General features: G+C 56.4%; 25 protein-coding genes and 1 tRNA gene. 18 read left to right on the top strand and 8 right to left on the bottom strand.

Features of this window, described 5'->3' with window-relative positions; all coding sequences use genetic code 11:
- Positions 1-305: 305 nt before the first annotated feature.
- Positions 306-1,277 carry an ABC transporter substrate-binding protein gene (locus tag WEB54_RS07175; RefSeq protein WP_368054547.1) on the bottom strand — a complete coding sequence of 324 codons (972 nt, stop codon included), beginning with the start codon at positions 1,275-1,277 and terminating at the stop codon, positions 306-308.
- Positions 1,278-1,393: 116 nt separating this feature from the next.
- The gene (locus WEB54_RS07170; RefSeq protein WP_368054545.1) at positions 1,394-1,849 is read right to left on the bottom strand and encodes a dCMP deaminase family protein; all 456 of its coding nucleotides are present in this window, start codon (positions 1,847-1,849) and stop codon (positions 1,394-1,396) included.
- 148 nt (positions 1,850-1,997) lie between these two features.
- On the opposite strand from WEB54_RS07170, the gene WEB54_RS07165 reads away from it, so the two are divergent.
- Positions 1,998-3,017: an asparaginase gene (locus WEB54_RS07165; protein WP_368054543.1), complete on the top strand. Its 1,020-nt coding sequence runs from the start codon at positions 1,998-2,000 to the stop codon at positions 3,015-3,017.
- Between the two features lie 5 nt (positions 3,018-3,022).
- Here WEB54_RS07165 and WEB54_RS07160 read toward each other — a convergent pair whose 3' ends face one another.
- The gene (locus WEB54_RS07160; protein WP_368054541.1) at positions 3,023-3,634 is read right to left on the bottom strand and encodes an HAD family hydrolase; all 612 of its coding nucleotides are present in this window, start codon (positions 3,632-3,634) and stop codon (positions 3,023-3,025) included.
- A gap of 90 nt (positions 3,635-3,724) precedes the next feature.
- On the bottom strand, positions 3,725-4,612 hold the full coding sequence (locus WEB54_RS07155) for a TIGR01777 family oxidoreductase (protein ID WP_368054539.1): 888 nt from the start codon (positions 4,610-4,612) through the stop codon (positions 3,725-3,727).
- A gap of 171 nt (positions 4,613-4,783) precedes the next feature.
- Here WEB54_RS07155 and WEB54_RS07150 point away from each other — a divergent pair, with 171 nt between their 5' ends.
- From WEB54_RS07150 to WEB54_RS07130, 5 genes are all read left to right on the top strand, one after another.
- Positions 4,784-5,716, top strand: coding sequence for an ABC transporter ATP-binding protein (locus tag WEB54_RS07150; RefSeq protein WP_368054537.1), 933 nt, complete (start codon positions 4,784-4,786; stop codon positions 5,714-5,716).
- Positions 5,713-6,483: an ABC transporter permease gene (locus WEB54_RS07145; protein ID WP_368054535.1), complete on the top strand. Its 771-nt coding sequence runs from the start codon at positions 5,713-5,715 to the stop codon at positions 6,481-6,483. The genes WEB54_RS07150 and WEB54_RS07145 overlap by 4 nt, the downstream gene beginning before the upstream one ends.
- A 26-nt stretch (positions 6,484-6,509) precedes the next feature.
- Positions 6,510-7,340: an NADPH-dependent 7-cyano-7-deazaguanine reductase QueF gene (queF, locus tag WEB54_RS07140; protein ID WP_368054533.1), complete on the top strand. Its 831-nt coding sequence runs from the start codon at positions 6,510-6,512 to the stop codon at positions 7,338-7,340.
- 169 nt (positions 7,341-7,509) lie between these two features.
- Positions 7,510-7,953: a hypothetical protein gene (locus WEB54_RS07135; RefSeq protein ID WP_368054532.1), complete on the top strand. Its 444-nt coding sequence runs from the start codon at positions 7,510-7,512 to the stop codon at positions 7,951-7,953.
- A 4-nt stretch (positions 7,954-7,957) separates the two neighbouring features.
- Entirely contained in the window at positions 7,958-8,629 is a 672-nt protein-coding gene (locus WEB54_RS07130; protein ID WP_368054531.1) for an RES family NAD+ phosphorylase, read from the top strand.
- Between the two features lie 179 nt (positions 8,630-8,808).
- Here the strand turns inward: WEB54_RS07130 and WEB54_RS07125 are convergent.
- Positions 8,809-8,896: transfer RNA gene (locus tag WEB54_RS07125), tRNA-Ser, on the bottom strand.
- Between the two features lie 419 nt (positions 8,897-9,315).
- Between WEB54_RS07125 and WEB54_RS07120 the strand changes: the two genes are divergently transcribed.
- The 4 genes from WEB54_RS07120 to WEB54_RS07105 all read left to right on the top strand — a co-directional run bounded on the left by WEB54_RS07120 (position 9,316) and on the right by WEB54_RS07105 (position 13,740).
- Complete coding sequence (locus WEB54_RS07120; RefSeq protein ID WP_368054530.1) at positions 9,316-10,770, top strand: adenylate/guanylate cyclase domain-containing protein; 1,455 nt, start codon at positions 9,316-9,318, stop codon at positions 10,768-10,770.
- 64 nt (positions 10,771-10,834) lie between these two features.
- Complete coding sequence (locus tag WEB54_RS07115) at positions 10,835-12,166, top strand: amidase family protein (protein ID WP_368054528.1); 1,332 nt, start codon at positions 10,835-10,837, stop codon at positions 12,164-12,166.
- A 291-nt stretch (positions 12,167-12,457) separates the two neighbouring features.
- Positions 12,458-13,408, top strand: a complete 951-nt coding sequence (locus tag WEB54_RS07110; RefSeq protein WP_368054527.1) for a DnaJ C-terminal domain-containing protein — start codon at positions 12,458-12,460, stop codon at positions 13,406-13,408.
- Complete coding sequence (locus tag WEB54_RS07105; protein WP_368054526.1) at positions 13,405-13,740, top strand: chaperone modulator CbpM; 336 nt, start codon at positions 13,405-13,407, stop codon at positions 13,738-13,740. Before WEB54_RS07110 ends, WEB54_RS07105 begins: the two co-directional genes overlap by 4 nt.
- Positions 13,741-13,744: 4 nt before the next feature.
- On the opposite strand, the gene WEB54_RS07100 is transcribed toward WEB54_RS07105, so the two are convergent.
- Together WEB54_RS07100 and WEB54_RS07095 are read right to left on the bottom strand one after the other, a co-directional pair.
- Positions 13,745-14,983: an MFS transporter gene (locus WEB54_RS07100; protein WP_368054524.1), complete on the bottom strand. Its 1,239-nt coding sequence runs from the start codon at positions 14,981-14,983 to the stop codon at positions 13,745-13,747.
- Positions 14,984-15,246: 263 nt separating this feature from the next.
- Entirely contained in the window at positions 15,247-15,903 is a 657-nt protein-coding gene (locus WEB54_RS07095; protein WP_368054523.1) for a hypothetical protein, read from the bottom strand.
- Between the two features lie 198 nt (positions 15,904-16,101).
- Between WEB54_RS07095 and WEB54_RS07090 the strand changes: the two genes are divergently transcribed.
- The 5 genes from WEB54_RS07090 (at position 16,102) to WEB54_RS07070 (ending at position 21,335) form a co-directional block, all read left to right on the top strand.
- Entirely contained in the window at positions 16,102-16,761 is a 660-nt protein-coding gene (locus tag WEB54_RS07090; protein ID WP_368054521.1) for a GntR family transcriptional regulator, read from the top strand.
- Positions 16,758-17,648: a methylisocitrate lyase gene (gene prpB / locus WEB54_RS07085; protein WP_368054519.1), complete on the top strand. Its 891-nt coding sequence runs from the start codon at positions 16,758-16,760 to the stop codon at positions 17,646-17,648. The genes WEB54_RS07090 and prpB overlap by 4 nt, the downstream gene beginning before the upstream one ends.
- A 65-nt stretch (positions 17,649-17,713) precedes the next feature.
- Entirely contained in the window at positions 17,714-18,838 is a 1,125-nt protein-coding gene (gene prpC, locus WEB54_RS07080; protein WP_368054517.1) for a 2-methylcitrate synthase, read from the top strand.
- A 41-nt stretch (positions 18,839-18,879) separates the two neighbouring features.
- Complete coding sequence (prpD, locus tag WEB54_RS07075; RefSeq protein WP_368054515.1) at positions 18,880-20,364, top strand: 2-methylcitrate dehydratase; 1,485 nt, start codon at positions 18,880-18,882, stop codon at positions 20,362-20,364.
- Positions 20,365-20,468: 104 nt separating this feature from the next.
- Positions 20,469-21,335, top strand: a complete 867-nt coding sequence (locus WEB54_RS07070; RefSeq protein ID WP_368054513.1) for an alpha/beta hydrolase — start codon at positions 20,469-20,471, stop codon at positions 21,333-21,335.
- A gap of 32 nt (positions 21,336-21,367) precedes the next feature.
- Here WEB54_RS07070 and WEB54_RS07065 read toward each other — a convergent pair whose 3' ends face one another.
- On the bottom strand, positions 21,368-22,129 hold the full coding sequence (locus WEB54_RS07065) for a sulfite exporter TauE/SafE family protein (RefSeq protein ID WP_368054511.1): 762 nt from the start codon (positions 22,127-22,129) through the stop codon (positions 21,368-21,370).
- A 197-nt stretch (positions 22,130-22,326) separates the two neighbouring features.
- Here WEB54_RS07065 and WEB54_RS07060 point away from each other — a divergent pair, with 197 nt between their 5' ends.
- Genes WEB54_RS07060 through WEB54_RS07050 form a run of 3 tightly spaced genes read left to right on the top strand, consistent with a single transcriptional unit; the run spans position 22,327 to position 24,216 of the window.
- Positions 22,327-23,025, top strand: coding sequence for an energy-coupling factor ABC transporter ATP-binding protein (locus WEB54_RS07060; protein ID WP_368054510.1), 699 nt, complete (start codon positions 22,327-22,329; stop codon positions 23,023-23,025).
- Entirely contained in the window at positions 23,022-23,654 is a 633-nt protein-coding gene (locus WEB54_RS07055) for an energy-coupling factor transporter transmembrane protein EcfT (protein WP_368054508.1), read from the top strand. Before WEB54_RS07060 ends, WEB54_RS07055 begins: the two co-directional genes overlap by 4 nt.
- A gap of 10 nt (positions 23,655-23,664) precedes the next feature.
- Positions 23,665-24,216: a biotin transporter BioY gene (locus WEB54_RS07050; protein ID WP_368054506.1), complete on the top strand. Its 552-nt coding sequence runs from the start codon at positions 23,665-23,667 to the stop codon at positions 24,214-24,216.
- Positions 24,217-24,380 lie beyond the last annotated feature (164 nt).

The raw sequence follows: 24,380 nt of genomic DNA, 5'->3' as shown, positions 1-24,380 counted from the left end.
CTTTTAATACCACCCCAGGCCTGAGAAGGTCTGGGGTTTTTTTATGCCTGAGACTCTGTTCGTCAATAGTAGGTTGACGGTATACCGTAACTGGGTCAGACCTTGCTGGTTCCGTTCCACGCGCTCATTGACCCAGCGACCCGTGAACGTTAGTGCATCACTGTGCTCACGGGGGGAGAGGCCCCTGGCCGTTTTGCGGGTTCCAGAAAGGTACCGTCGACCAGTGTCAGTCCGGCAATAAAGTGGCGCTGTATCGCGAAAAGATGCCGTGCAATCAGGGTTGATCGCACGGTGGGCGTGCAGCGTTAGTCAATAAAGGTGGTTTGGGTCGCTGTCAGTGTCGACAGGCTGATGTTCCAGCGGTCCATGCCAGACCGGCTGTACAGATAGTTCCCCGCCTCTCCCTGCACAATGGGGATGCTGCTGGGGTGAATGTCTCTCAAAATCAGGTCGGCCATCCGCGCAGCGGTCTTGCCCTGATCGTAGCCCGACAGGACATAGCCACCGGCGGTCATGCCTTCGCCAACAAAGAAATCCCAAAACGCGAACAATGGGACCTGAGATTCCCGATAAGCCATGGCCATCAGATCTGCCGGTTCGGCATAGCGCTGATCTCTGTATCGGATGGTGTGGTGGGTACCAAAAATAACGGCATCGTAGTTCTCATGAGCCGTGCGAATGGCTTCCTGCCAACGTTCGGCTTCATTGGTCAGTAGCAGATCCAGCTGGCTGCCCTGAATGTTGACCTGGCGTACATCGCCCCAGCCTTCGTTCACGGCATTGCGCATGGTCTCCGAGTTGTCCATTAATACCAGGAAACGCTTGTTCTGACTCATGACCTTTCGCAGATGGCGGACGGTCTGGCGAAACAGCGGTCGCTCCAGCACGCCGGTTAGCATTTCCATATCATCCAGGCCGTATTGTTCCGGGTTGCCATTCACACCAAAGAACACAACGGGAATGCCCGCGTTCTTAAGGCGTGGTCCCATATAGGCCAGAGCATTGTCGTCACCCATCAGAATGACGTCTGGAGCCAATGCCAGTGTTTGTTCGGCCAGCTGATCTGCGCGGGCATCAAACGCTGAGGGAGGTAGTCGTTTGGTGTCCAGGTAGAAGGTTTCGATGTCGTTGCTGGCACCGAGTACTTCATCAATGGCTTTAAGGTAGTCGGCATCCCAGGGGTATTCGGGGTGATAGCTTTCGATCACCAGCACAGTGGCCGCCCACAAGGGTGTGCAGGCAAGCCACAGTAGGGCAAAACAGGCCGTTTGTCTCATGGTAGGCTCCCATTGTTATTGTTGTACCGTCAGAACGGCGTTGTTCTGACTGGGAGCCTGAGCATATAGAAGCCGCTGCCGAGCGAACCTCGGGTATTGGTAGGAGAGGGGTGCGACTAAGCGTTTGACTGAGTGGTCTGTGGTTCCTTGACCCAGTGGACCTGTACCCCTGCCTCCACGAACATGGATTCACTGATGGTGATTTTATCACCCCATCGCGACAGGAAATCCGCAGTCTGGATCGGGCAGTGCACGACGGTAATGCCGGTCTGGATTATTTTCGCCGCGCAATTGGGGCAGGGGAAATGCGTGACCCAAATTTCACAGTTAGCCAGATCCCGTTTGGCAAACAGGATGGCGTTTTCCTCGGCATGAATGGTTTTAGCGTATTTCATCTCACGGTCGTCAGTGTCGGCTCGATCCGAAACGCCATGCGGGTAACCGTTAAAACCCAGCGAAACGACCCGATTGCCCTGAGTGATGACCGCACCCACCTGAGTGGAGGGATCCTTACTCCAGGAGCCAACCAGCTCTGCCATTTGGAAAAACCGCTGTGCCCATTTACTTGCCATCGTTGACTCCTCTTACCGTTGTCGGGACTGGCGTCAGTCTACCGGTGTGGTGCGTGGCTGTCGTGCCTGATCCGCCGTCTCCATACTCCTGGTAACGGTTTTTTGATATTGTGCGAGGCCAGATGTTTATTTGTCGGAGTGGTCAGGAATGTCAGCCAACCCAGTTTTGGTAGAAGTGGTTCGCGGTGATGCGGTTGAAAGCACCCATCGTGGTCGGGCGGTTATCGTGCGCAGCAGTGGCGAAACCCTGTGGTCGGTGGGCGATGTCAATACGCTTACCTACCCTCGGTCATCAATCAAGGCATTTCAGGCCTTGCCAATGGTTGCCAGCGGTGCGGCAAAAGCGTTTGGGTTTACACCGGCCGAGTTGGCACTGACCTGTGCTTCCCACAATGGCGAGGCAATGCATACCGAGACGGCACTGACCATGCTGGCCAAACTGAATCTGGACGAGCCTGCTTTGGAGTGTGGTCAGCATTGGCCGATGCAGCAACAGGCGCTGGTCGACCTTGCCTGGCAGCAGCAGACTCCGGGCGCACGTCACAATAACTGTTCGGGCAAGCACGCTGGCATGCTGGCACTGGCGCAGCATATGGGTTGGGAGACCCGGGGTTACATTGAGGTTGATCACCCGGTGCAAGTGGCTATCCGGGAGTGTATCGAAAGCTGCTGCGACACCCGGCTTGAAGGCATGCCAATAGCACCGGATGGCTGCAGTGTGCCCACTTGGGCCATGCCTCTGAAAAACCTGGCGCTGGGCTTCGCCCGCTTTGGCGACCCAGATCAGCTACCGGCGATGTACCAGCAGGCTGCCATGCAGTTGTATGACGCAGTGGTCAGTGAACCGATGATGGTTGCCGGAACCGGACGCTATTGCAGTGAGGTGATGGCAGAACTAAAAGACCGGGCGTTCCTCAAAGTAGGGGCTGAGGGTGTGTATATAGCCGCTATTCCGGAACTGAACGCTGGCATCGCCGTGAAAATGGATACCGGTTCCGCGCCTGCCGCTGAAACCGCCCTGACGGCCATTCTGAACCGGCTGGGTTTGCCCGTGAGTGAGATGCGTAGGGCGCCCGAAATTCGTAACTGGAATCAGCGCCTAACCGGCCACTGGCGGGCGGTTGACGACAGCTTTTCCAGCCTGTCGCCGCTGCCTCGCCGTGGTTAATTGTCTCAGCCGTTCAAAAAATAGTCGTTAATGAACTGAAATTCGGTGCGCACATCTACGGCGGTCATGCCAGCGGCTCGGGCAGCTTCAAGGCCCAGGTCGGCATCTTCGAAAACAACGCACTCTTCAGGTAGGCAGCCCAGGTGCCGGGCACAGGCCAGGAAGGTATCTGCCGCTGGTTTGGGGTGTGCCACCTGATCGGCACCAACGACGATGTCGAATAACGATAAAATACCGCAATGCTTCAGGATTTCCCGTGCTTCAGCGGTATAGGCACCCGTTCCAACCGCCATGGGCAGGCTGCCATAATGTTGGCGCGCCAGGTCCGCCAGGCGAGTGGCCTTAACGTAGCGGGGCGCCATATCGGCTACCAGAGCTTCTTTGAAGGCATTCATTTCTTCCACCGGTGCACTCAGCGGTAGCCCGGTTTCCGCCGCTACCCGTAGCAGGGTTTCCTTCGTTGGTACACCGGCCAGGCTGTGCATAAGCCGGGCATCGATGGGCAGATTGTACTTGGACAGGGTTTCCCGCCAGGCTATTTCATGCAGGGGACCGCTCTCGACCAGCGTGCCATCCATATCAAAAACAAGGCCGCGAAACGGCGTGACATCAAACATTCGGGATTCCTAAAAGAGCTGGTCGCCCAGTCAGTCACCGGGCATTCAGGCAGTTAAAGGCTGGAAGTATACGGGAAATTCGGGCACCAATCAGCGCCCGCCGATCAGGTCTTTCAAGGCCGATTCCAGATCCGGAAACCTAAAGTTGAAGCCTTCTTCCTTTAACCGGCTGGGGACGACCCACTGGCCATTGAGCACCAGATCGGCCAGTTCGCCCATTCCCCAACGCAATGGACCTGCAGGTACTTTTAGCCAATAAGGTCGATGTAACTGACGGGACAGGGTTCGGCTGAACGTGTCCTGGGATACCGGTCCCGGCGAACTCAGGTTGAAGACCCCGGTGAGACCCCGTTCGTGCAGCCAGGTTACCGCAGTGACCCAGTCGGTTTCATGAATCCAGGATTGACCCTGATGCCCTGATCCCAGCCTGGCGGCCAGACCCAAACGCGCAGGTAGGACCAGTTGTTTCAACAACCCGCCGTGGACGCTGAGCACCAGTCCGGTTCGTATCAGAGTTATTTTGTTGATAGAACCCTGACCAGCCAACGCACTGGCTTCCCAGTCGGCCACCATCTGCGCTCCAAAATCAGCACCCGCAGATGCTTGTTCGGTGACTGTCTCAGTGGTAGAGCCGTAGTACCCGACGGCGGAACCACTAATAAGGTGGTCTATGCGGTATTGTTCGTTGGCCAAAGGGGCGAGCAGTCCTTTGGTCGTGCCGATGCGGGAATCCCGCAGGGTCTGTTTGCGCTGTGCCGTCCACCGTCCACCGGCAACGCTCGCACCTGCGAGATTGATGGCCAGGTCAAAGTGACCGCTTAATTCAGTGAAGGTGTGAACCGGAGTTATGTGCCGAACCAGCTCGGCCGGGGGGTGGGTAGTGTGTACCAGCCCCCAGACGTCGTGCCCCTGCTGTGCGTAATGGCGGGCAAGTTGCGAGCCCAGCAGGCCGGTGACACCGGTAATCAGGACTTTCATGGTGGCTCCATTGAAATAATGACTTTAGCAACCACCTATACGCACCGTATTGGCGGTCAGCTTGCCTGACCACTCAGCATAGCAGCAAAGCCTGAACATTCAGGCCCGGATGATCCCCCTGACGGATACTCCCGTTACTGTGCCAATCCCGATCAAATAAACAGGACTTCCATGACTAAAGCGCTCGAAATCCAACAGCTTCGAAAGGTCTATGACAATGGTTTTGTCGCCCTTAAAGGCATTGACCTGAGCGTTGAAGAGGGTGATTTCTTTGCCCTGCTGGGCCCCAACGGGGCCGGAAAATCTACCACGCTGGGCATCGTCTCCTCCCTGGTAAACAAGGGTGAGGGCAAGGTTTTTGTGTGCGGCCATGACCTGGATTCCGACCGGGAAGCGGTTAAGCGTAGCCTCGGTGTCGTGCCCCAGGAATTCAATTTCAATTCCTTTGAAAAAGTGCAGGACATTATTATCCAACAGGCTGGCTATTATGGCCTGAAGCGCAAACTGGCCGAAGCGCGCACTGAAACTTACCTCAAGCAACTGGATCTCTGGGACAAGCGAGACGTTCCCGCCCGGATGCTTTCCGGCGGTATGAAGCGCCGACTGATGATTGCCCGGGCCCTGGTACATGAGCCGCGCATGCTGATTCTGGATGAGCCCACGGCCGGCGTCGATATCGAAATCCGACGTTCAATGTGGGCGTTCCTGAAACGGATCAACAAGCAGGGCACCACCATCATTCTAACCACACACTACCTGGAAGAAGCTGAAAGTCTGTGCCGCAACATCGCCATCATCGACAACGGTGAGATTGTGGCTCAGGCACCGACCAAAACGCTGCTAAAAGGCAAGCAACGGTCGACTTATGTGGTGGACGTGCGCAGCACGCTCACCATTGCGCCGGAGCTCGACGGCTTTAGCAGCCGCTTGGTGGATGAGCACAGTGTTGAGTTTGATCTGACCCGGGAGCAAACACTGAATGAGGTGTTTGCCCAATTGCAGGCTAAGGGGTTGGAGGTTGTTAGTATTAGGCCCAAGACCAACCGGCTTGAAGAGCTATTCGTTGACTTGACGACTAACAGCAAACAGGAGGCCGGTGCGTGAATCATCCTTACTGGGTCGCTTTTTCCACCATTGTGTATAAAGAAGTTCGCCGGTTTACCCGCATCTGGGTGCAAACCCTGCTGCCACCGGCGATCACCATGGTGTTGTATTTCATCATCTTCGGTAACTTGATCGGTAGTCGAATTGGAACCATGGACGGCTACGATTACATGCAGTTCATCGTCCCCGGCCTGATCATGATGACGGTCATTACCAACAGCTACGGCAACGTCAGTTCGAGTTTTTTCTCGAATAAATTCCAAAAGTCCATAGAAGAACTGATGGTGTCTCCGGTGCCTAACTGGGTGATCATGCTGGGCTTTGTTGTAGGTGGTGTCGCGCGTGGGCTGGCGTGTGGTTTCATTGTCACCTTGCTGAGCCTGTGGTTTACCGACCTGCAAATCGTCAATCTGTTTGTGACACTGAGTGTGATTTTGCTAACGGCCATCGTGTTTGCAACAGCTGGCCTGATCAACGCTATTTTTGCCACCAAGTTTGACGATGTCACCATTGTGCCTACTTTTATTCTGACACCGCTGACTTATCTGGGTGGGGTCTTTTATTCGGTGTCCCTGTTACCGGAAGTATGGCAGTGGGTCAGCAAACTGAACCCGATTCTGTATATGGTGAACACTTTCCGGTATGGCATCATCGGGCACAGTGACATTCCGTTGCTGGCCGCCTACGGTATGTTACTGATGTTTACCACGCTGCTGATGAGCTGGGCACTGTATCTGTTGCATACCGGACGTGGCCTGCGCAGTTAAAAAGGGCTGATTAGGGGGAACTGACTATGGCAACACCCGAAGCCTCACCGTTGGGGAAAACCAGCGCCTACATCGACCAATATGATGCGGGACTGCTGTTCCCGATGGAGCGGAAGGGCAAGCGTGATGAGATAGGCATCAACTCGAACGCCTTGCCGTTTCGGGGGGTGGATGTGTGGAACGCCTATGAACTTTCCTGGTTGAACCCCCGGGGCAAGCCGCGGGTAGCCATAGGAGAAATTTTCATCCCGGCAGACTCCCCCTGCCTGATCGAATCCAAATCGTTCAAGCTGTATCTGAACTCCTTCAACCAAACCCGGTTTGACAGTGTGCGCGCCGTTGTTGAGGTGATGGAGCGAGACCTGTCTGGCGCAGCCGGGGGACCGGTTCGGGTTATCCTGGTGCCGCTTAGCCAGATGGGACACAGTGCCGACATTTCCACACTGCCGGGAGAAAACCTGGATGAACTCGACATCGAGGTCGAACATTACCAGGCTCGGCCGGAATTGCTGCGGGCCGATACCAGCCAGGAAGTCGATGAAGTCCTGCACAGCCACCTGCTGAAATCGAACTGTCTGGTGACCGGACAGCCGGATTGGGGCAGTGTGCTGATAGATTACAGCGGGCCACGCATCGACCGCGAATCGCTGTTGAAATACCTGATTTCATTTCGTCAGCACAATGAATTTCATGAGCAGTGCGTGGAGCGGATTTTTCAGGATTTGAGGCGGCACTGCGATACCCGGAGGCTAACCGTTTATGCGCGCTATGTCCGGCGGGGTGGATTGGATATTAACCCTTACCGGTCGAATGACGAGGCGTTTGTTGTGGATAACTGGCGGTTGGTGCGGCAGTAACCGGATTAGACGGGAAGGGGTGTGAGCCGGGGCTACAAGCCTGGCATCATCCACGAATAACGACCCTTACAAAAATGTTTCAAGCCATTTCCTTGAATATCTCCATTTACTGGTTAATATTGTTCTTGTTAATCATAATTCGGTCGTTATTGACCTATGGAGGCCCTCCATGCTTGCCACACACGCCAGTATCACCTACCCAGCCCCGGAAACACCGAGCGTAGCTACCATGCCGGCCGAAATTGCGACCAAGGGACTGCGCTGGGTGTTCGAGCATCGCCAGCAATGGGACCTGTCACTGGATAACGTTGCCGAGCTGCTTGGAGGGCTCTCGGTCAGTACCGTCAAAGACTGGAAGCGCCGGGCAGAGCGGGGGGATGTGCTGACCTTGCCCAGAGACGTGGTAGAACGCCTGAGCTTGCTGCTGGGCATTCACAAGGCACTGACCCTGCTCACCCCGACAGACCGGGAAGACCTGGCATGGGCATGGTTTCAAGCTCCGACGGAACTGTACGGCCTGCGCGGTCGGTCTATCCGTGATTACCTGCTCGCCGCAGGTACGATGGAAAGCCTCTACTTCATCCGCCGGCAACTCGATAACGCCCGGGGCTAGCGCGGTGGCCGACTACGCACTGGTGCGGCCCAAAGGGCAACACTACCGGCTGATACACAGCAAATATCCACCCATTGACCTGTTCGACAGCCAGGATTCATACGACCTGGGCGTGCTCGAATCCGCCACCTCGGACCGATTGCACAACTGGGACCGCTTTGTAGACCCGAAAGACCTGAGAACCGGCCCGGGCTGGTCAACCGTGATGGCCTCATTCTGCTATCCGGGCGAGGGCGGTCGTTTCAACGCGGCGGACCAGGGCGCCTATTACGCTGGGCTGGCACTGGAAACTGCCGTTCGCGAATGGGCCTGGCATACCGCTCGAGTGTGGCGGGGGTTCAATATGACAGAGGATGCTTCTGCTATGGCCCGATGCTATACCGGCAAGGTGGCCAGAGAATTGGTGGATGTTCGTGGCGATGCCCGCTATTGCAGTGAGCACTACAGCGATTGCAGGCTGCTTGGACGAACCCTGTTGAACGAGGGATTCTATGGCCTTGTTTACGACAGTGTTCGCCATGCAGGTGGAGCCAATGTTGCTTTTCTGCGGCCGCCGGGCACGACGGCTGTAAAGCAAAAAGGGCATTGTGTGTTGAAGTGGGATGGGGAACGGTTTACGGATTATTTGGAGGCCGGGGATTTTGTATCGTTGGGGGACGGAATATCAAGTGGATGAGCTGGCACCGGGAGGGATGGGCCGGTGCACATCGTGTTCCCCGCACTGCGTGCGTCTGCGGCGGCCCTGAGCGCTCCTGGCGTTCAGTCGAGCCGGGGGTTCGTCCACACCGCCCGTATAACCAGGATTCCACAAAAAAGCCCCTACTCCTGGCGGAGCGGGGGCTTTTTTGTGGAATCTGGCGGTGAGGGAGGGATTCGAACCCTCGATACGTTTCCGTATACACACTTTCCAGGCGTGCGCCTTCAGCCACTCGGCCACCTCACCAAAATCGATTGTCTGCACAGTGGCAAACAACGGCGGCGAAGGTTATAGGATGACTGGTGGTTTTGCAAGTTTTTGAGGTAAAACAACCAGTTAGGATGGATGTTGCGCGGTTGCTGGCTCCGCACCACTAAGGCCGCTCAGGTTGGCAGCTGGCTGACGTATCCGGCTGTATCGGCGGCTGGCACGGGTTTGTCTTCGCCGGTTGGGGTGCCCAGGTAGATGAAGCCAACCAGATGATCTTGTGCCGCCATGCCCAGGGCCTGCTTCAGCGTCGGGCTGTACCGGTGCTTGCGGGTGGGGGGTTCGGGTCATGGTCCACTCAGTGATTTAACGCACATTTTCGGTTATCGTACCGGTCTGATTGGTTTAACATAAGTCCTCGATCGTACCGGGGTTGCTACTGGATGCAGAAACGGCACATGGCCACTGACAATAAAAAGAAAGGAACGCCCAGGTCGTCTGCCTCAGTGCTAGGGCGCCGGGCAACAGACAGTCCCGATATTGAACTGTCCGATGACTTTACGGTTCTGCCCATCTCGGCCGAATTTTATTCCCGCTCACTGATTTATCTTACCCTGACGGGTACTCTGGTTAGCATTTTGTACGCTGGCCAGATCTCCAACCAGTTTTCGATTATTGTCGCTTTTTGCCTGTTGTATCCGACTCTGATTCTTTTTTTAAGCATGCCTATGCGTCGGCGTTACCCGAAACAGGTGGGTTACACGCTGATGTTGTTCGATGCGTTTTTTATTGGCGCCATTCTGGTTGTCATGGGCTCGCCGCTGGTGCCGACCATGTTGTTGCTGATTATGGCCAATGCCAGTTTTATTTGTGTGGGCCGACCCTCGTCTTACCTTCTCTGCCTGTTGTTCCTGGCACTGGGTGCAGGGGTTATGTACGTCATTGAGCCGCAGGCGATCTTTACCGAGACCACGGTGCTGACCAATGTTATCGCTGCCTTTGGTGCGGGCCTGCACGTCAGTGTGAATGCCTATTACACCGCTCAGCAAGCGCGTTATCTGAAGATGACCCGGCAGGAGTTGCAGCGCCAGAGCCAACAATATCGCGGCTTGGCGCAGAAACTGTCGAAATATTTGTCGCCGCAGGTTTGGGAAACCATTTTCCGGGGCAAACGGGATGTGAAGCTCGAAACCCAACGCAAGCGACTGGTGGTGTTTTTTTCCGACATTAAGGGGTTTTCCGAGATTTCGGAAATGATGGAAGCCGAAGCATTGACTGAATTGATCAACACCTACCTGACTGAAATGAGCCGGGTTGTAATGAAATACGGCGGCACCATCGATAAGTTCATTGGCGATGCAATCATGGTCTTTTTTGGTGATCCCGAATCCAAAGGGATGCGCAAAGACGCGCTGGCCTGTGTTTCCATGGCGATAGAAATGCGTAAACTGATGCGTATTTTGCGGCAACGCTGGCGGGCACAGGGTATTCAGCATCCGCTCGAAATCCGCATGGGCATTAACAGTGGTTATTGTACGGTGGGCAATTTTGGTGCTGAAACCCGTATGGATTACACCATTCTTGGCAAAGAGGTCAATCTGGCGTCGCGTCTGGAATCCTCTGCTGAACCCGGCGAAATTCTGGTGTCTTATGAAACCTATGCGTTGATTAAAGATACCATCCTGTGTCGTGAAAAAGGCCGGATCAATGCCAAGGGTTTTTCCCGTCCGGTACCTGTTTATCAGGTCGTCGATTTCCGTAAGGAATTGGGCGCACGGCACAGCTACACCGAGGTGGATCTGGAAGGCTTTTCATTGTCGATAGATGTGGAAAAAGTTCGCAATTACGATCGCGACCGGATCATGGAGGCCATCGATAAGGCCAAACAGTCGCTCAACAATATCACGCCTTAAATCCGACAGGTCCCTGGCCAGAATTACCAGCGTTGTTTCGTTCTCCTGATCATGGAGTCCTTTTATGCCAAATTATGTTTCCACGGCGTTGCAATTGGGTGGCGCCATTGGCCGGGGTGAAGTCGACCCGATCGAACTCACCGAGCAGGCCCTTAATCTTGCTGAACAGCACCCCGATGTGTACCTCAAGGTCCTTCATGACCGTGCCCGGCGCGAAGCCGAGCAAGCTCGGTGGCGACGAGATCACGGCTGTCGTCTGGGTCCGCTCGATGGCGTACCAATGGCCTGGAAAGATCTGTTTGATATTGCCGGAGCAGTCTCCACGGCCGGGGGGCGGGTGTTCAGGCAAGCGGCCACTCAGGATGCCGAGATGGTCAGGCGAGCCGGGCAGGCTGGGCTGATCAGCATCGGCAAAACCAATTTAACGGAACTGGCGTTTTCCGGTTTGGGTATGAACCCGCATTACGGTACGCCGGATGCGACACCCGCTGCTGGAGAGCGCCGGGTCCCCGGGGGTTCGAGCAGCGGTTCGGCGGTGGCGGTGGCCAAAGGGTTGGTGCCGGTTGCCGCTGGTACCGATACGGCCGGTTCGCTGCGCATTCCGGCTGCCTTTAATGGTCTGGTGTCTTATCGGCCTACCACTGGGCATCATTCGGTGCGCGGTGTGGTGCCGCTGGGACGCAGTCTGGATACACCGGGAGTCATCGCACAGACGCTGGAAGACTGTCTGGCGGTAGATGATGCTTTGCGTGGCGAGCCCGATGAGCGCCGTCATGCTCTGGCGAAAGACCAGGTGACGGTAGTGCTGGATGAACAGGCCCTCGAAGACGTGAGTCTGGAGCAGGCCGTGCGTGAGGCGACGCTAGCCTATGCGGACCAGTTGCAGGCCAAGGGTATTCGGGTGCTGCGCCGTGCCGTTCCGGTTGTTGAGCAATGTCACCAGCTAACGGCCCGGTGTGGCTGGCTGGGTGGCTTTGAGGCTTTGGCGGAATACCGGGAGCTGCTGGGCCGTGTACCGTCAGACCAGTTTGATCCGCGTGTACGGGATCGTATTCTGGCCTTTGAGCAGCGGTCGCCAGCCGATGTCGTTAGTCTGTACCGGGAGAGAGTGATATTACAGCGTGAGTTGGCCGAGCAGTTGGGGTCGGCGCTGCTGTTGTCACCCACGGTCGCGCAAACGGCACCGTTACTGGCCCCTTTGCTGCAAGACGATGATGCCTACCGAGCGGCCAACACCGCCTGCCTCCGATTGAGCATGGTTGCCAGCCTGCTCGACAGCCCAGCCATCACGCTGCCTGCCGGGCGCGATGCTCAGGGGCAGAATGTCGGTATCCAGTTGATGGGATTGACCGGTCAGGATGACTACCTGAAGCGGGCCGTGCTGGCCTGTCAGTAGGTCATAAGCAGTGCATCAGTGTTCGCCGGCACTGGAAACAACTTGGACCGGTGCACGTCGGCGGTGTGTTTTATCGCCAGATAGGACTGCATGTGTGTCCATTCAATTAACAGACTCAGTAATACTTCCGCGTCCTAAACGTAGGTGAATCCCATTGCTGTTTTTACGTTCTGGGTCTTAACTGGGGTAACGGTTGCCGCGCTATAGCTGCACATCGATTCGTTTCGTTGACCCTTTAGGGATGAAGCGCATGCCCGGCCGGTTCGACCATTCAGGAGAGCTGCTCACACTATGGACTTTAAAGACTACTACAAGGTGCTGGGTGTGGCTGATAAGGCAACCCAGGCCGACATCAAACAGGCCTATCGCAAGCTGGCGAGAAAGTATCATCCGGATGTCAGTAAAGAAAAAAATGCCGAGGCTCGATTCAAGGAGGTTGGCGAAGCCTACGAAGTGCTCAGTGATGCTAAAAAACGCGCCGAGTACGATCAGATTAAAGCCTTGCGCTCAGCGGGCGGTGGTCGCCATTCAACAGGATCGGGCGCTGGCATGAGCGATGATGAGGCCAGCCGGCAATTCAGCGATTTTTTCAGATCCGTCTTTGGAGGTGAAATGGCTGGTGGCTTTCGGCAGGCAAGGGGGAACGATTTGGGAGGCTCGTTCAACCATCGCGGGCAGGACATGCATCATAAGCTGGCGTTGTTTCTGGAAGAGGCGGTAACCGGCGTTCAACGAACCCTAAAGCTGGAGATGCCAGCAGTGGATGCTCAGGGCCGCTTCCACCACAAACCCAAAACACTGAACGTAAAAATACCAGCCGGTGTGGTCGCCGGACAACGCATCAGGCTGGCGGGCCAGGGTGGCCCCGGCCACAGCGGAGGTGCTGCCGGTGATCTGTTTCTGGAAATAGAACTGGCACCGCACCCGCTGTTCGCTATCGACAACCGGGAGCTATTATTAACGTTACCGGTTGCCCTCTGGGAAGCGGCTCTGGGCACCAAGGTGGAAGTGCCAACACTGACAGGACCAGTCAACCTGACCATCCCCAAAGGCTCGGTCAGTGGCAAGAAGCTGCGTCTCAAAGGGCGTGGGCTAGGTAAAAACCCAACCGGAGACCTGATCGTAACGGTGCAGGTGACATTGCCACCCCATCACTCGGCCAAGGCAGAGGCGCTGTACCGGGAACTGGCCGAACTGGAGGCCTCCTTTAACCCGAGGAAGGCACTGGAGAAGCGGTTATGAATGCAGATATCACAACCATTGTCATAGACGAACAGCAATTGTACGAGGTGGAGGCCTGGTTGAGCCTGAGCGAGCTATGCGAACGCTGTGGTTTAAAGCAAGCACTGGTGATTGAGTTGGTAGACCTGGGTCTGATCACCCCTAAGACCGTTGCAGCGGGTCAGTGGCAGTTTCAGGTAACTACGGTACCGACGCTGCATCAGGCAATGCGGCTGAGGCGGGAGCTGGATCTCGACTGGCAAGGCGTCGCGGTGGCCATGGACTTGTTGGAGCAGCTGCGAGCGCTGCGCCAGCAAGTGGATTCACTTGAACGCCAGTTGGGGGTTCGATAGCACCTCAGATGTTTGCGAAACGCCGTCGCTGACGAGTCAGGTTCAAGCTGAATGCCAGTGCCAGAGCCGCCAGGCCAACCAGTGTCGGGATCAGGCCAAACCATTCCGCCAGGCTGCCGATCATCAGGGCGCCGATGGCCGGGCTGCCCATACTGACCACCGTCCAGATGCTCATCACCCGGCCCCGGTACTGATCATCGATCATCATTTGTATCAGTGCCTGGCAGCCGGTTCCGATGACCGTCATGGCCAGGCTGCACAGGCTAATAATCCCAATCAGCCAACCCAAACTGTTCAGGCTGAGCAACGGCAATAGGGCGGCGGAGCTGATTAGCAAGGCGATCAACACCAGCCGGCTAATGCGGGCCAGATCGCCACGCTGGCGCGAAACAATTAACCCGCCAATGATGGAGCCTGCCCCCGCGACCCCGGTCAGAATGGCCAGATTCTGAGCGCTGCCGCTGGTCAGTTTCCCGGAAATGGCCGGTAACAGCTCCAGCACCGACCGGCCCACCAGCCCATTGGTTAACGTCATCAGTAGTACCAGGCGCACTAAGGGAGCCTGACGAATAAACCGGAAACCGGCGAGCATGTCACTTAACAGGCTGATGCTTCGGTCTCGTGCGGCGGGTGCAACGCGGGGAACGCGCAACAGAAAGGTCAGGGTGCCGGAAAAACACAGGGCCGACAGTGCATAGGCGACGCCGACGTTGGCGATGCTGATAATGCCCGCCCCCAGAGCCGGACCGATGATCCGTGAAACGTTAAACACAATAGCGGTCATGCCGATGCCACTGGGCAGCAGATGTCGGCTGAGTATTTTGGGAACCAGTGCCAGTCGCATCGGATGATGCGCTGCCGTCACACAGCCAAAGGCAAGGGCCGACGCCAGCAGGGCGGTCAGGTTGATCGCATCAAAGAAGAACAGCAGCGCGATGGTGATGCAGATTAGGGTGTTAAGCAGCGCCGTGATGACCACGCCGCCGCGCGGGTCGATGCGATCTGAAATAACGCCGAAGATGGGCGATAACAGGAAGGTTGGTGCCAGTAATATCGCACTGGTTACGCCCACCCAGAAGGGAGATAACGTCAGTTCCCAGACACTCCAACCGATCAGGAAACGGGCGATCCAGACGCCCAGAGTGGCGAAACTGGTGGCTATGAAGTAGTCCCGGAAAATGGGTGAGGACAGCGCTGACCGCGAAGGTGGCCGGTTGGTTTGGTGGCCTGAATCAATTGTCATAAGTCTGTGAGTGTCCGGTGCACTAGGTCTCCCTGGTGAGGTTTACATGAAATGAGTGTTCGGTCCGCCTGCTCTTGCCTGGTGCATGGACCACACTGTGAACAGCAGTATAACGCAGAGCGTACTTGGCAAAGGTGCAACGATGCGTTTTCGCCGGTCGCTTTTCTTATCGGGCTATGAGGGCTGCTTTTTTTCTGGCAGGGAAGGTTCTGAAACATTCCTCACCGGAGGTCATAGTCATAGTTCTGCACACTTCCCGGACGTTACTCCAGGGTCAGATGCGAGATGTCCGGTGCCGGTGGCACAGGTGTGGGCTCACCATCGACCAGGATGGCACCCGGCTCATCCAGGGATAAGGCTGATATATCGACCTGTACTGGTGCAGGACGGTTCGGGTGGTCAACCAGTGTGGCGCCAGGCTCATCCAGAGATAAACCGGATATATCGACCTGAACCGGGGTGGGCCGGGGCTGCTGCTCAACCAGTGCGGCACCCATCTGAGCAAGGCTGAGCCCGCTGATGTCGACCGACATCGGTTGAATATCCCGGTGCTCGCCGATATCGCTGCCCGGAGGCAGGATGGTCCAGTCACTCGCGCCCGCAGAGGCTGGTGCCACTTTGGTGTCCTGGTCGGTGGTGTTGGCTTCCGGCTGTGGTGTGGGGTTAGCGACGGCAGGCGGCGCCTTGCCCATGGGCACAATGATCGGTTTCGCCCCAATTTTTTCCAGCGCTGCCTTGTATTTGGCGGCCGTCGGTTTATCGACCTTCAGTTTGACCGGTTGCGGTGTGCCTGCAAAAAACGCCTCCAACCGGGCAGGGTCTGTCTTGAACAGCTGCGCCATATCGGCCTTAACAAAGTCGGCATAAAACCCGTCGAGCAGATCGCCCCGGAAATAGATGTCGTAACGCGCTTCGCTCATGATGCTGCTCCTGTCGCTGGGTGCATGGGGTCAGTATAGAGGATTCGGGGTTTGGGTGTCAGTGACCTCCAGAGGGGTACCTGTGGCGATAGACTGCTACCAGCACTCGTCCATTGGTCCTATTGTTTACAATCAATGTTGAAAATGACGAAATTTACCCGTTTAATGCATAATATTCTGAGTTATTGTAGACAATATATGGAAGCAAAGACCCAGGTTGACCGCATTTATCAGCAACTGCTGGAAGCCATCGTGCGCGGCGACATCGCGCCCAACGAAAGGTTGCGTGAGTCGGAGTTATCGACTGAACTGGGCATTAGCCGGGGGCCGTTGCGCGAAGCCTTGCATCGCCTGGAGAGCCGCCGTCTGGTGCGCAAGATCCCCCATGTTGGGGCGCAGGTGGTGGGTGTTGATCGCCAGGAGCTGATTGAGCTTTATCAGATTCGGGAAAATCTCGAGTCGCTGGCGTGTGAACTTGCGGCGCAGAACATGACCGATGAGGCCTTGCATGAGCTGGGAGCGGTACTGGCGCGACACGAACGTTTCCTGGACGACCAAAACGATCAGTTTTATATACAGCAGGAAGGGGATCTCGATTTCCATTTCAACATTATTCAGGCCAGCGGTAACCGTTGGCTGATCAGCCTGCTGTGTGACGAGCTGTACCAGCGTGTGCGCATGTTCCGGTTTCAGTCCGCACACCGGCGAGGACGCCCGCGTCAGGCATTGGAAGAGCACCAGCGCATTTATGAAGCTTTGCAACAACGTGATGGCGAGTTGGCTTCGCTGTTGATGAGACGACACATTCGCTCGGCACGCCGGGTACTCGAACAAACGACTGAGGAGACTCTGCTATGAAAGCTGCAACCACGGCCGGCCGCCGCTTCCGTGATGCCCTGGCGGCACAAAACCCCCTGCCGATCGTTGGCACCATTAACGCCTACACGGCCATGCTGGCAGAGCGGGCAGGGCATTCGGCGATCTACTTGTCTGGCGGGGGCGTGGCAAACGCTTCTTTTGGGTTGCCCGACCTCGGGGTCACCACACTCAATGATGTATTGGAAGATGCCCGGCGAATCACCGGTGCCTGTGACCTGCCTTTGCTGGTCGATATCGACACCGGTTTTGGTGGCGCCTTTAATATTGCACGCTGCATTCGAGACGTCGAGCGGGCCGGTGTTGCGGCCATTCACATTGAAGATCAGGTCATGCAAAAACGCTGCGGTCACCGCCCCAATAAAGCCATCGTCAGTCAGCAGGAAATGGTTGACCGGATCAAGGCCTGTGTGGATGCCCGCGTGGATGACGATTTTTTTGTGATGGCCCGTACCGATGCCTTCGCTCAGGAAGGACTGCAGGCGGCCATTGATCGGGCCCGGGCCTGTGTCGACGCTGGCGCGGACGGTATTTTCGCCGAAGCCGTACACACCCTGGATGACTACAAGGCCTTTGCCGATGCGATGGATGTCCCCATTCTGGCGAACATTACCGAGTTCGGGCAAACCCCTCTGTTTAACCAGGCCGAGTTGGCCGCAACCGGTGTTGCCATGGTGCTGTATCCGTTAAGTGCCTTCCGCGCAATGAGTCTGGCAGCGCTGCAGGTCTACCAGAGCATCAAGGTGGAAGGAGATCAGAAGGCGGTGGTAGACATGATGCAGACCCGCATGGATCTGTACGACGTGCTGAACTATCACGATTTTGAAGCAAAACTGGATGCCCTGTTTAACCAGGGTGGTTCACGCTGAACCGGGAATTGTTTCAGAGCTCAATTTCAACACATTGCATTCACAATTAAAACAGGAGGCTGATCATGGTGGATAAACCAGTGTCCGGAGCCGGACTGCGTGGCCAGGTGGCCGGAGAAACGCATCTGTGCACCGTCGGTAAAGAAGGCAGTGGCCTGACCTATCTGGGCTACGACATTCAAAGCCTGGCGGATAACGCCCAGTTCGAAGAAGTCGCCTATTTGCTGCAATTTGGTGAGTTACCAACGGCTGCACAACTGGCCGACTATTCCAGCCGCCTGATGCAAAAACGTGAACTGCCCCAGGCACTACTCGAGACTCTGGAACGCATTCCGGCCAACGCCCATCCGATGGATGTGATGCGCACCGGCTGTTCCATGCTGGGCGTACTGGAACCCGAGCGCAGCTTTGATGATCAGGATACAGAGATCGAACGAATGCTGGCGACCTTTCCGGGCATTATCTGTTATTGGTATCACTTTTCGCATTTTGATCGTCGCATTGAAACCGTCAGCGACGCCGACAGCATTGCCGGGCACTTCCTGACATTGTTGCATCAAAAGACGCCCGACCCGGTTCACATCGCCGTCATGCATGCGTCGTTAATTTTGTATGCCGAGCATGAATTCAATGCCTCGACTTTTGCCGCCCGGGTAGCCGCTAGCACGCTAACGGATATATACAGCGCCGTGACCGGTGCCATCGGCACACTGCGTGGCCCCTTGCACGGTGGCGCCAACGAGGCAGCCATGGCGATGATTGAAGGGTTCAACGACCCGGACGATGCGGAACAGCAATTGCTGGGCATGCTGTTGCGCAAGGAAAAAATCATGGGCTTTGGCCATGCGGTTTATAGCATCAGCGACCCACGCAATGCCATCATCAAGGCCTGGGCAAAACGGCTGGCCGAACAAAGTGGCGACAGCCATCTGTATAACATCGCCGAGCGCTGTGAAACGGTTATGTGGCGCGAGAAAAAACTCTTTCCCAATGCCGATTTTTTCCATGCACCGGCCTACCACGCGCTGGACATTCCGACGCCGTTGTTTACGCCGATTTTCGTCATGTCTCGTGTTAGTGGCTGGACCGCTCACATTAAAGAGCAACGCGCCAAGAACCGAATTATTCGGCCCAATGCTGATTACGTCGGCCCTGAAATGCGCGACTTTGTGCCGCTGGCAGAGCGTTAATTAATAGCAACATTTATTTTTATGTAAAACAGGACCCGACCATGAGTTCCAACGTAGACCTGAATAATCGCCCCGAGTATGACGACGTTTTGCAGGCAATTGCCGATTACGTACTCGACTACAAAATAGATAGCAACGAAGCCTGGGATACCGCACGCAACTGCCTGATGGATACACTCGGCTGCGGCCTGCTGGCGTTGCGTTTTCCGGAGTGCACCAAACACCTGGGGCCTATTGTCGAAGGCACTGTCGTACCCAACGGTGCGCGCGTGCCGGGCACACAACTACGGCTTGATCCGGTCAAGGCCGCCTGGGACATCGGCGCCATTGTGCGCTGGCTCGACTACAACGACACCTGGCTGGCCGCTGAATGGGGCCACCCGTCAGACAACCTGGGCGGTATTCTGGCCGTGGCAGATCACCTGTCGCAGGTGCAGGTCAGCCAGGGTGAAGCACCGCTGACCATGGATGCGGTGCTTGAAGCCATGATCAAAGCCCATGAAATTCAGGGCGTGCTGGCACTGGAGAATTCTTTTAATCGCGTTGGTTTGGATCACGTCGTTCTGGTCAAAGTGGCTTCTACGGCGGTGGTTGCCAAGCTGATGGGCGCCAATCGCGAGCAATTACTGAGCGCCTTGTCGCACGCCTGGGTCGATGGCCAGGCGTTGCGCACTTACCGTCACGCACCCAACGCCGGTTCACGCAAGAGCTGGGCGGCGGGCGATGCCACCAGCCGCGCGGTACGCCTGGTCGATATCGCCCTGCGTGGCGAAATGGGCATACCCGGGGCTCTGACGGCACCGCAGTGGGGCTTTTATGATGTCCTGTTCAGCAAAACCAACAAAGATCAGCAGGTTAAACCCGAGGCCGACCGGTCGTTTAAATTCCAGCGCGACTATGGCAGCTACGTGATGGAGCAGATTCTGTTCAAAATCAGCTTCCCGGCTGAGTTTCATGCACAGACGGCGGCCGAGGCGGCCATTACCCTGCACCCACAGGTCAAAGACCGCATCGATGAGATCGATCGTATTGTCATTACCACGCACGAGTCGGCGATTCGCATCATCAGCAAGGTCGGCCCGCTGGCCAATGCGGCCGACCGAGACCACTGCCTGCAATATATGACCGCCGTGCCCCTGCTGTTTGGTAACCTGGTTGCCGAGCAGTATGAGGATGATTTCCACGCCGCCCATCCGGAAATTGACGCCCTGCGCGACAAAATGGACATCGTTGAAGACAAGCGCTACAGCGCCGACTATCACGCTCCGGATAAACGCTCCATCGCCAATGCCATTCAAGTCTTTTTCAACGATGGCAGCAGCACCGACCAGGTCGCCGTGGAATACCCCATTGGTCACCGTCGCCGTCGCGCCGACGGCATTCCGCTGTTGGAGCAGAAGTTCAAGGCCAACCTGGCAACCCGTTTCCCGGCAACCCGTACCGCCGAGATTTTCGCCCTGTGTAAAGATGCCGACCGTCTGAAAAAGACCCCGGTGCATCGTTTTATGGACCTTATGGTGATTTAACACCCGGATTGGGCGTACCGGGGTGAAGGTTTGCTCCGGTACACATCCAGATTCGTTCGGGCACCGTAGACTAGGTATTAGAACGAAATTTCAGGTCCCCTTTGATGTTACTGTTAGTTCAGGTCGGTACCCGCTGGTACCGATCCTTTTTATTTCTGTTTCCCCTGACCGTGTTGTTAAGCGGCTGCTCTTTAACGGCGCTAAACCTCATCACTCCGCATGACGGCTATGAACGCACCGCCGACATTGCCTATGGCGACAACCTTCGCCAGACACTGGATCTGTATCACCCCACTGACCCGACAGCCGGAGCACCCACGCTCGTTTTTTTCTATGGCGGTTCCTGGCAGGAAGGCTACAAGGGTGGCTATCGGTTTGTAGCTCAAGCCCTCAGTGATGCGGGCTATCGCGTGGTAATTCCGGATTATCGGCTCTATCCGGAAGTGCGGTTCCCGGCGTTCGTTGAAGATGGCGCTGCGGTGGTGGATTGGGTGGTCACAGAAGGCCTGGCCGAGGATGGGCTGGTGTTGCTGGGGCATTCTGCCGGTGCTCATATTGCCGCCATGCTGGCGCTTGACGAGCGTTTTCTTGAAGACGCTGGCGTTAGCCCGGCTTATATCCGTGCCTGGGTCGGGTTATCTGGCCCCTATGATTTTTTGCCGCTGACAGACCCTGATTTGATCAAAATCTTTGGTGGTTCAGATGTCATTCCCCAGTCACAACCGGTTAATTTTGTCAGCACTGACGACCCACCGGCCTTGTTGATCGACGGTCTCGACGACACCATCGTGCGCCCCCGAAATCTGCCCAATTTGGCTGAGGTTTATCGTCAGCTGGGTGTGCCGGTGCAGACGCACCGATACGAGGGAGTGAACCACAACGATACGGTCGCGTCTTTCTCTATCCGGTTACGCGACCGTTCGCCGGGCTTCGACGATACTCTGGTATTTTTGCGGCAATTACAGCCTTAGCCTGGTAGTAATGATCGACGTGAAGGCTGCTGTTACAACCAGACAGCGGCGGCACTGGCGGCGAGCGTCATTATCAGCAGAAACCATTTCATGGTTCGTTGACTGACATTAATGGCCAGATGAACGCCAAGCTGGGCACCGACCATGGTGCCCACGGCGAGTACCAACCCGGGTACCCAGGCGACCTGGCCGCGACTAATAAATATCACCAGCGAAACAGAGGTGAAGGCAATGGTGCCGAGTAATTTATAGGCATTCGCTTTTACCAGATCGTAACGCAACGCACCCGCCACAGCGGCGATCAGTAAAAAACCAACACCCGCCTGTACAAAGCCGCCATAGACACCGGTCAAAAACAAACCCCAGCGTGCGTTGGGGCGCTGTTTGACGGTGTAGGGCTGCTCATCGGGGCCGGGAATCACGATGCTCGGGCGCACCAGCATGATCACGGCCAGGGTAATCATGGCGATCAGCAGAATGGGTTTGAGGAGGGTATTGGGCAGGAACGACGCACAGGCTGCACCCACAGCACCACCGACGATCATTGGGATCAGGATGTCCTTGCTGTCTTCGGTATCGAGTCGCCCTTTGGCGTGAAAGCCTCGTATACCCACAACGCCCTGCAGGAAAACCCCCACCCGGTTGGTGGCGTTGGCTACATCGGCCGGCATGCCCATCGCCATCAAGGCGGGCAGGGTGAGGTTTGAACCACCCCCGGCCATTACGTTGATAATGCCAGCCAGCAGACCGGTAGACAGCAACAGAGCAATAAAAAACGGGGTCAGTTCGTACATCGGTCGTCTTGTGTCAGTGAAGTGAGCACAGTGTACCGTATTGGTGCACCAACGCAGTGCCTGTGTTGGCAACGCAGTGTTGTCATGGCTGGTGATTCCAGGTTTGTCTAATAAATAGTCAGTTGTAAAGCTCGGACGTTTAATTGTTTTTCAGTTTGGTATGCTAGGCACCCGTTCATAACCAAACCTGATGCCGCATGACCCTGACCATTGACCTGAACCAGGTTCACCTGAAACGCGAAGGCCTGACTGTGCTCAGTAACCTCAACCTGACCCTGAGCGAACGTCGTATCGGCCTGATCGGTAACAACGGATCCGGGAAGAGTTCGCTGGTGCGTCTGTTGAATGGCTTGCTGCAACCGAGCCAGGGCGAGGTTCAGGTGCGAGGTCAAAATCCGACCCAAGGGCCTGAGGCCATGTCCGATCAGGTCGGCTTTATTTTCCAGAACCCTGACCATCAACTGATTTTCCCAACGGTGATCGAAGAACTGATGTTCGGGTTGCGCAATCAGGGCCTGAGTAAAGCCGATGCCTGCGACCGTGCCGAGCACTGTCTGCGCGAGCACCACCGGCTGGATTGGGCTGAGCGGCCTGTTCACTCTTTGTCGGAAGGGCAAAAACAGTGGGTATGCATTATGGCGGTGCTGGTCATGAACCCGGCCGTACTGATTCTGGATGAACCCTTTTCAGCCCTGGACCTACCCACCCGACGCCACTTAACCGACTGGCTGCTCGGTCTGCCGCAGCAACTGATCATGATCAGTCATGACCTGGAAGTCTTGGCGGCCTTTGATCGGGTGCTCTGGCTGGAGCAGGGCCGAGTACAGGGCGATGGCGACCCAGCGGCGGTGATCGCTGATTACCGGGCCGCCTGCAGCGGGGCTTTCACCCTATGATGACGCTCTATGTGCACCACCAATCCTGGTTGCATCGCTGGCCCGCCGGAGTGAAGCTGCTGGTTCTGATGACGACCAGCATCGCGCTCTATGCGCTGACATCGCTCTGGGCATCAGGTGCTGTGCTGTTGGCGGTGATATTGGCTTATCGCAGCCTCGGGCCGGAGAGTGGCTCCTATCTTTGGGTGATCAAACCGTTAATTCCAATGTTTATCCTGATTTTCGCCGTTCAGACCTGGAGCCAGTCTGTCAGCGCGGCCACTTTAATGCTGCTGCGTATGCTGACGCTGATTTGGCTGGCGAACCTGGTTACGTTGACCACCCGCATGGATGCCATGATGGACGCGGTTATGCCACTGTTGTCGCCGCTGCGACTGGTCGGAGTGGCACCGCATCGTATCGCCTTTACGGTGGCGCTGTTCGTGCGATTTGTGCCGGTTCTGATGGCGGTATTGAACAGCCTGCTGGAAGCCTGGAAATCCCGCGGCGGCGGTCGTGGGGTCTGGCGTCTGGCCATTCCCATGCTGATCAACGCCATTCGGTTGTCCGACCACGTTGCGCAGGCCCTGGCGGCGCGCGGTGGTGTGCGGCCACCCGATACCCCTGTTTCAATGGTTCATTCTCAATAGGAGTTAAAACGTGAAAGACCAAGCGTTAGTACAAATGGCGTTGTATGCCGCCCTGCTAGCGGCCCTCGGCCTGATCCCGCCGGTGCCCTTTTTGACAGGCATTCCCATTACCGCGCAAACGCTAGGTGTGATGCTGGCCGGGGTGATGCTTGGCCCCTGGCGTGGGTTTCTGTCCATGCTGTTGTTTATCGGGGTGGTGGCTTTGGGAGCGCCTCTGTTGGCCGGTGGCCGCGGCGGGCTTGGCGTCTTCGTCAGCCCGACGGCTGGGTTTATCATCGGGTTTCCGGTAGCGGCGTTGGTCGCCGGTTATGTCGCCGGGTTGCTGAAGCGCCAGTCGATTCTGATCGCGGCCGGTGTTGGAGCGTTCGTCGGTGGGATTCTGGTGCTCTATGTGTTTGGCATCGTCGGTTTTAAATGGGTGACTGGCAGCGAGTGGCTACGTTCGGTGCAGGTTATGGCGGTATATGTGCCCGGCGACAGCGTCAAAGTGGTGTTGACGGCGCTGGTGGCTCAGGCGGTGTACAAGGGTTTGCCCAGCGCGGTGGCTACCCGGCAGGCTTAATACTCAAGTTTCGGAGTTCGGGTTGGTTGTATCGCCTAGAGTTCGCTGAGGAGACTAGCGCCGGTTGCCGGGTGTGCCCCTGTGGGGGAGTCCGCAGCAGGGATGCTGCGGCCTAGGAGTCTGTCGGTCTTAGACTCCTCAGTTAACCCTCAAGCACAGGGCAC

It is taken from the genome of Saccharospirillum sp. (genome assembly GCF_040881935.1).
In the GTDB taxonomy this organism is placed as follows: domain Bacteria; phylum Pseudomonadota; class Gammaproteobacteria; order Pseudomonadales; family Natronospirillaceae; genus Saccharospirillum.
The sequence above is the reverse complement of the archived record's forward strand: the minus strand, read 5'-3'. Positions and strand labels throughout refer to the sequence as shown.

Coding starts and splice junctions, on each gene's coding strand:
- WEB54_RS07175 (WP_368054547.1), bottom strand. CDS start 1,277: ATGAGACAAACGGCCTGTTTTGCCCTACTGTGGCTTGCCTGCACACCC.
- WEB54_RS07170 (WP_368054545.1), bottom strand. CDS start 1,849: ATGGCAAGTAAATGGGCACAGCGGTTTTTCCAAATGGCAGAGCTGGTT.
- WEB54_RS07165 (WP_368054543.1), top strand. CDS start 1,998: ATGTCAGCCAACCCAGTTTTGGTAGAAGTGGTTCGCGGTGATGCGGTT.
- WEB54_RS07160 (WP_368054541.1), bottom strand. CDS start 3,634: ATGTTTGATGTCACGCCGTTTCGCGGCCTTGTTTTTGATATGGATGGC.
- WEB54_RS07155 (WP_368054539.1), bottom strand. CDS start 4,612: ATGAAAGTCCTGATTACCGGTGTCACCGGCCTGCTGGGCTCGCAACTT.
- WEB54_RS07150 (WP_368054537.1), top strand. CDS start 4,784: ATGACTAAAGCGCTCGAAATCCAACAGCTTCGAAAGGTCTATGACAAT.
- queF (WP_368054533.1), top strand. CDS start 6,510: ATGGCAACACCCGAAGCCTCACCGTTGGGGAAAACCAGCGCCTACATC.
- WEB54_RS07135 (WP_368054532.1), top strand. CDS start 7,510: ATGCTTGCCACACACGCCAGTATCACCTACCCAGCCCCGGAAACACCG.
- WEB54_RS07120 (WP_368054530.1), top strand. CDS start 9,316: ATGGCCACTGACAATAAAAAGAAAGGAACGCCCAGGTCGTCTGCCTCA.
- WEB54_RS07115 (WP_368054528.1), top strand. CDS start 10,835: ATGCCAAATTATGTTTCCACGGCGTTGCAATTGGGTGGCGCCATTGGC.
- WEB54_RS07110 (WP_368054527.1), top strand. CDS start 12,458: ATGGACTTTAAAGACTACTACAAGGTGCTGGGTGTGGCTGATAAGGCA.
- WEB54_RS07105 (WP_368054526.1), top strand. CDS start 13,405: ATGAATGCAGATATCACAACCATTGTCATAGACGAACAGCAATTGTAC.
- WEB54_RS07100 (WP_368054524.1), bottom strand. CDS start 14,983: ATGACAATTGATTCAGGCCACCAAACCAACCGGCCACCTTCGCGGTCA.
- WEB54_RS07095 (WP_368054523.1), bottom strand. CDS start 15,903: ATGAGCGAAGCGCGTTACGACATCTATTTCCGGGGCGATCTGCTCGAC.
- WEB54_RS07090 (WP_368054521.1), top strand. CDS start 16,102: ATGGAAGCAAAGACCCAGGTTGACCGCATTTATCAGCAACTGCTGGAA.
- prpB (WP_368054519.1), top strand. CDS start 16,758: ATGAAAGCTGCAACCACGGCCGGCCGCCGCTTCCGTGATGCCCTGGCG.
- prpC (WP_368054517.1), top strand. CDS start 17,714: ATGGTGGATAAACCAGTGTCCGGAGCCGGACTGCGTGGCCAGGTGGCC.
- prpD (WP_368054515.1), top strand. CDS start 18,880: ATGAGTTCCAACGTAGACCTGAATAATCGCCCCGAGTATGACGACGTT.
- WEB54_RS07070 (WP_368054513.1), top strand. CDS start 20,469: ATGTTACTGTTAGTTCAGGTCGGTACCCGCTGGTACCGATCCTTTTTA.
- WEB54_RS07065 (WP_368054511.1), bottom strand. CDS start 22,129: ATGTACGAACTGACCCCGTTTTTTATTGCTCTGTTGCTGTCTACCGGT.
- WEB54_RS07060 (WP_368054510.1), top strand. CDS start 22,327: ATGACCCTGACCATTGACCTGAACCAGGTTCACCTGAAACGCGAAGGC.
- WEB54_RS07055 (WP_368054508.1), top strand. CDS start 23,022: ATGATGACGCTCTATGTGCACCACCAATCCTGGTTGCATCGCTGGCCC.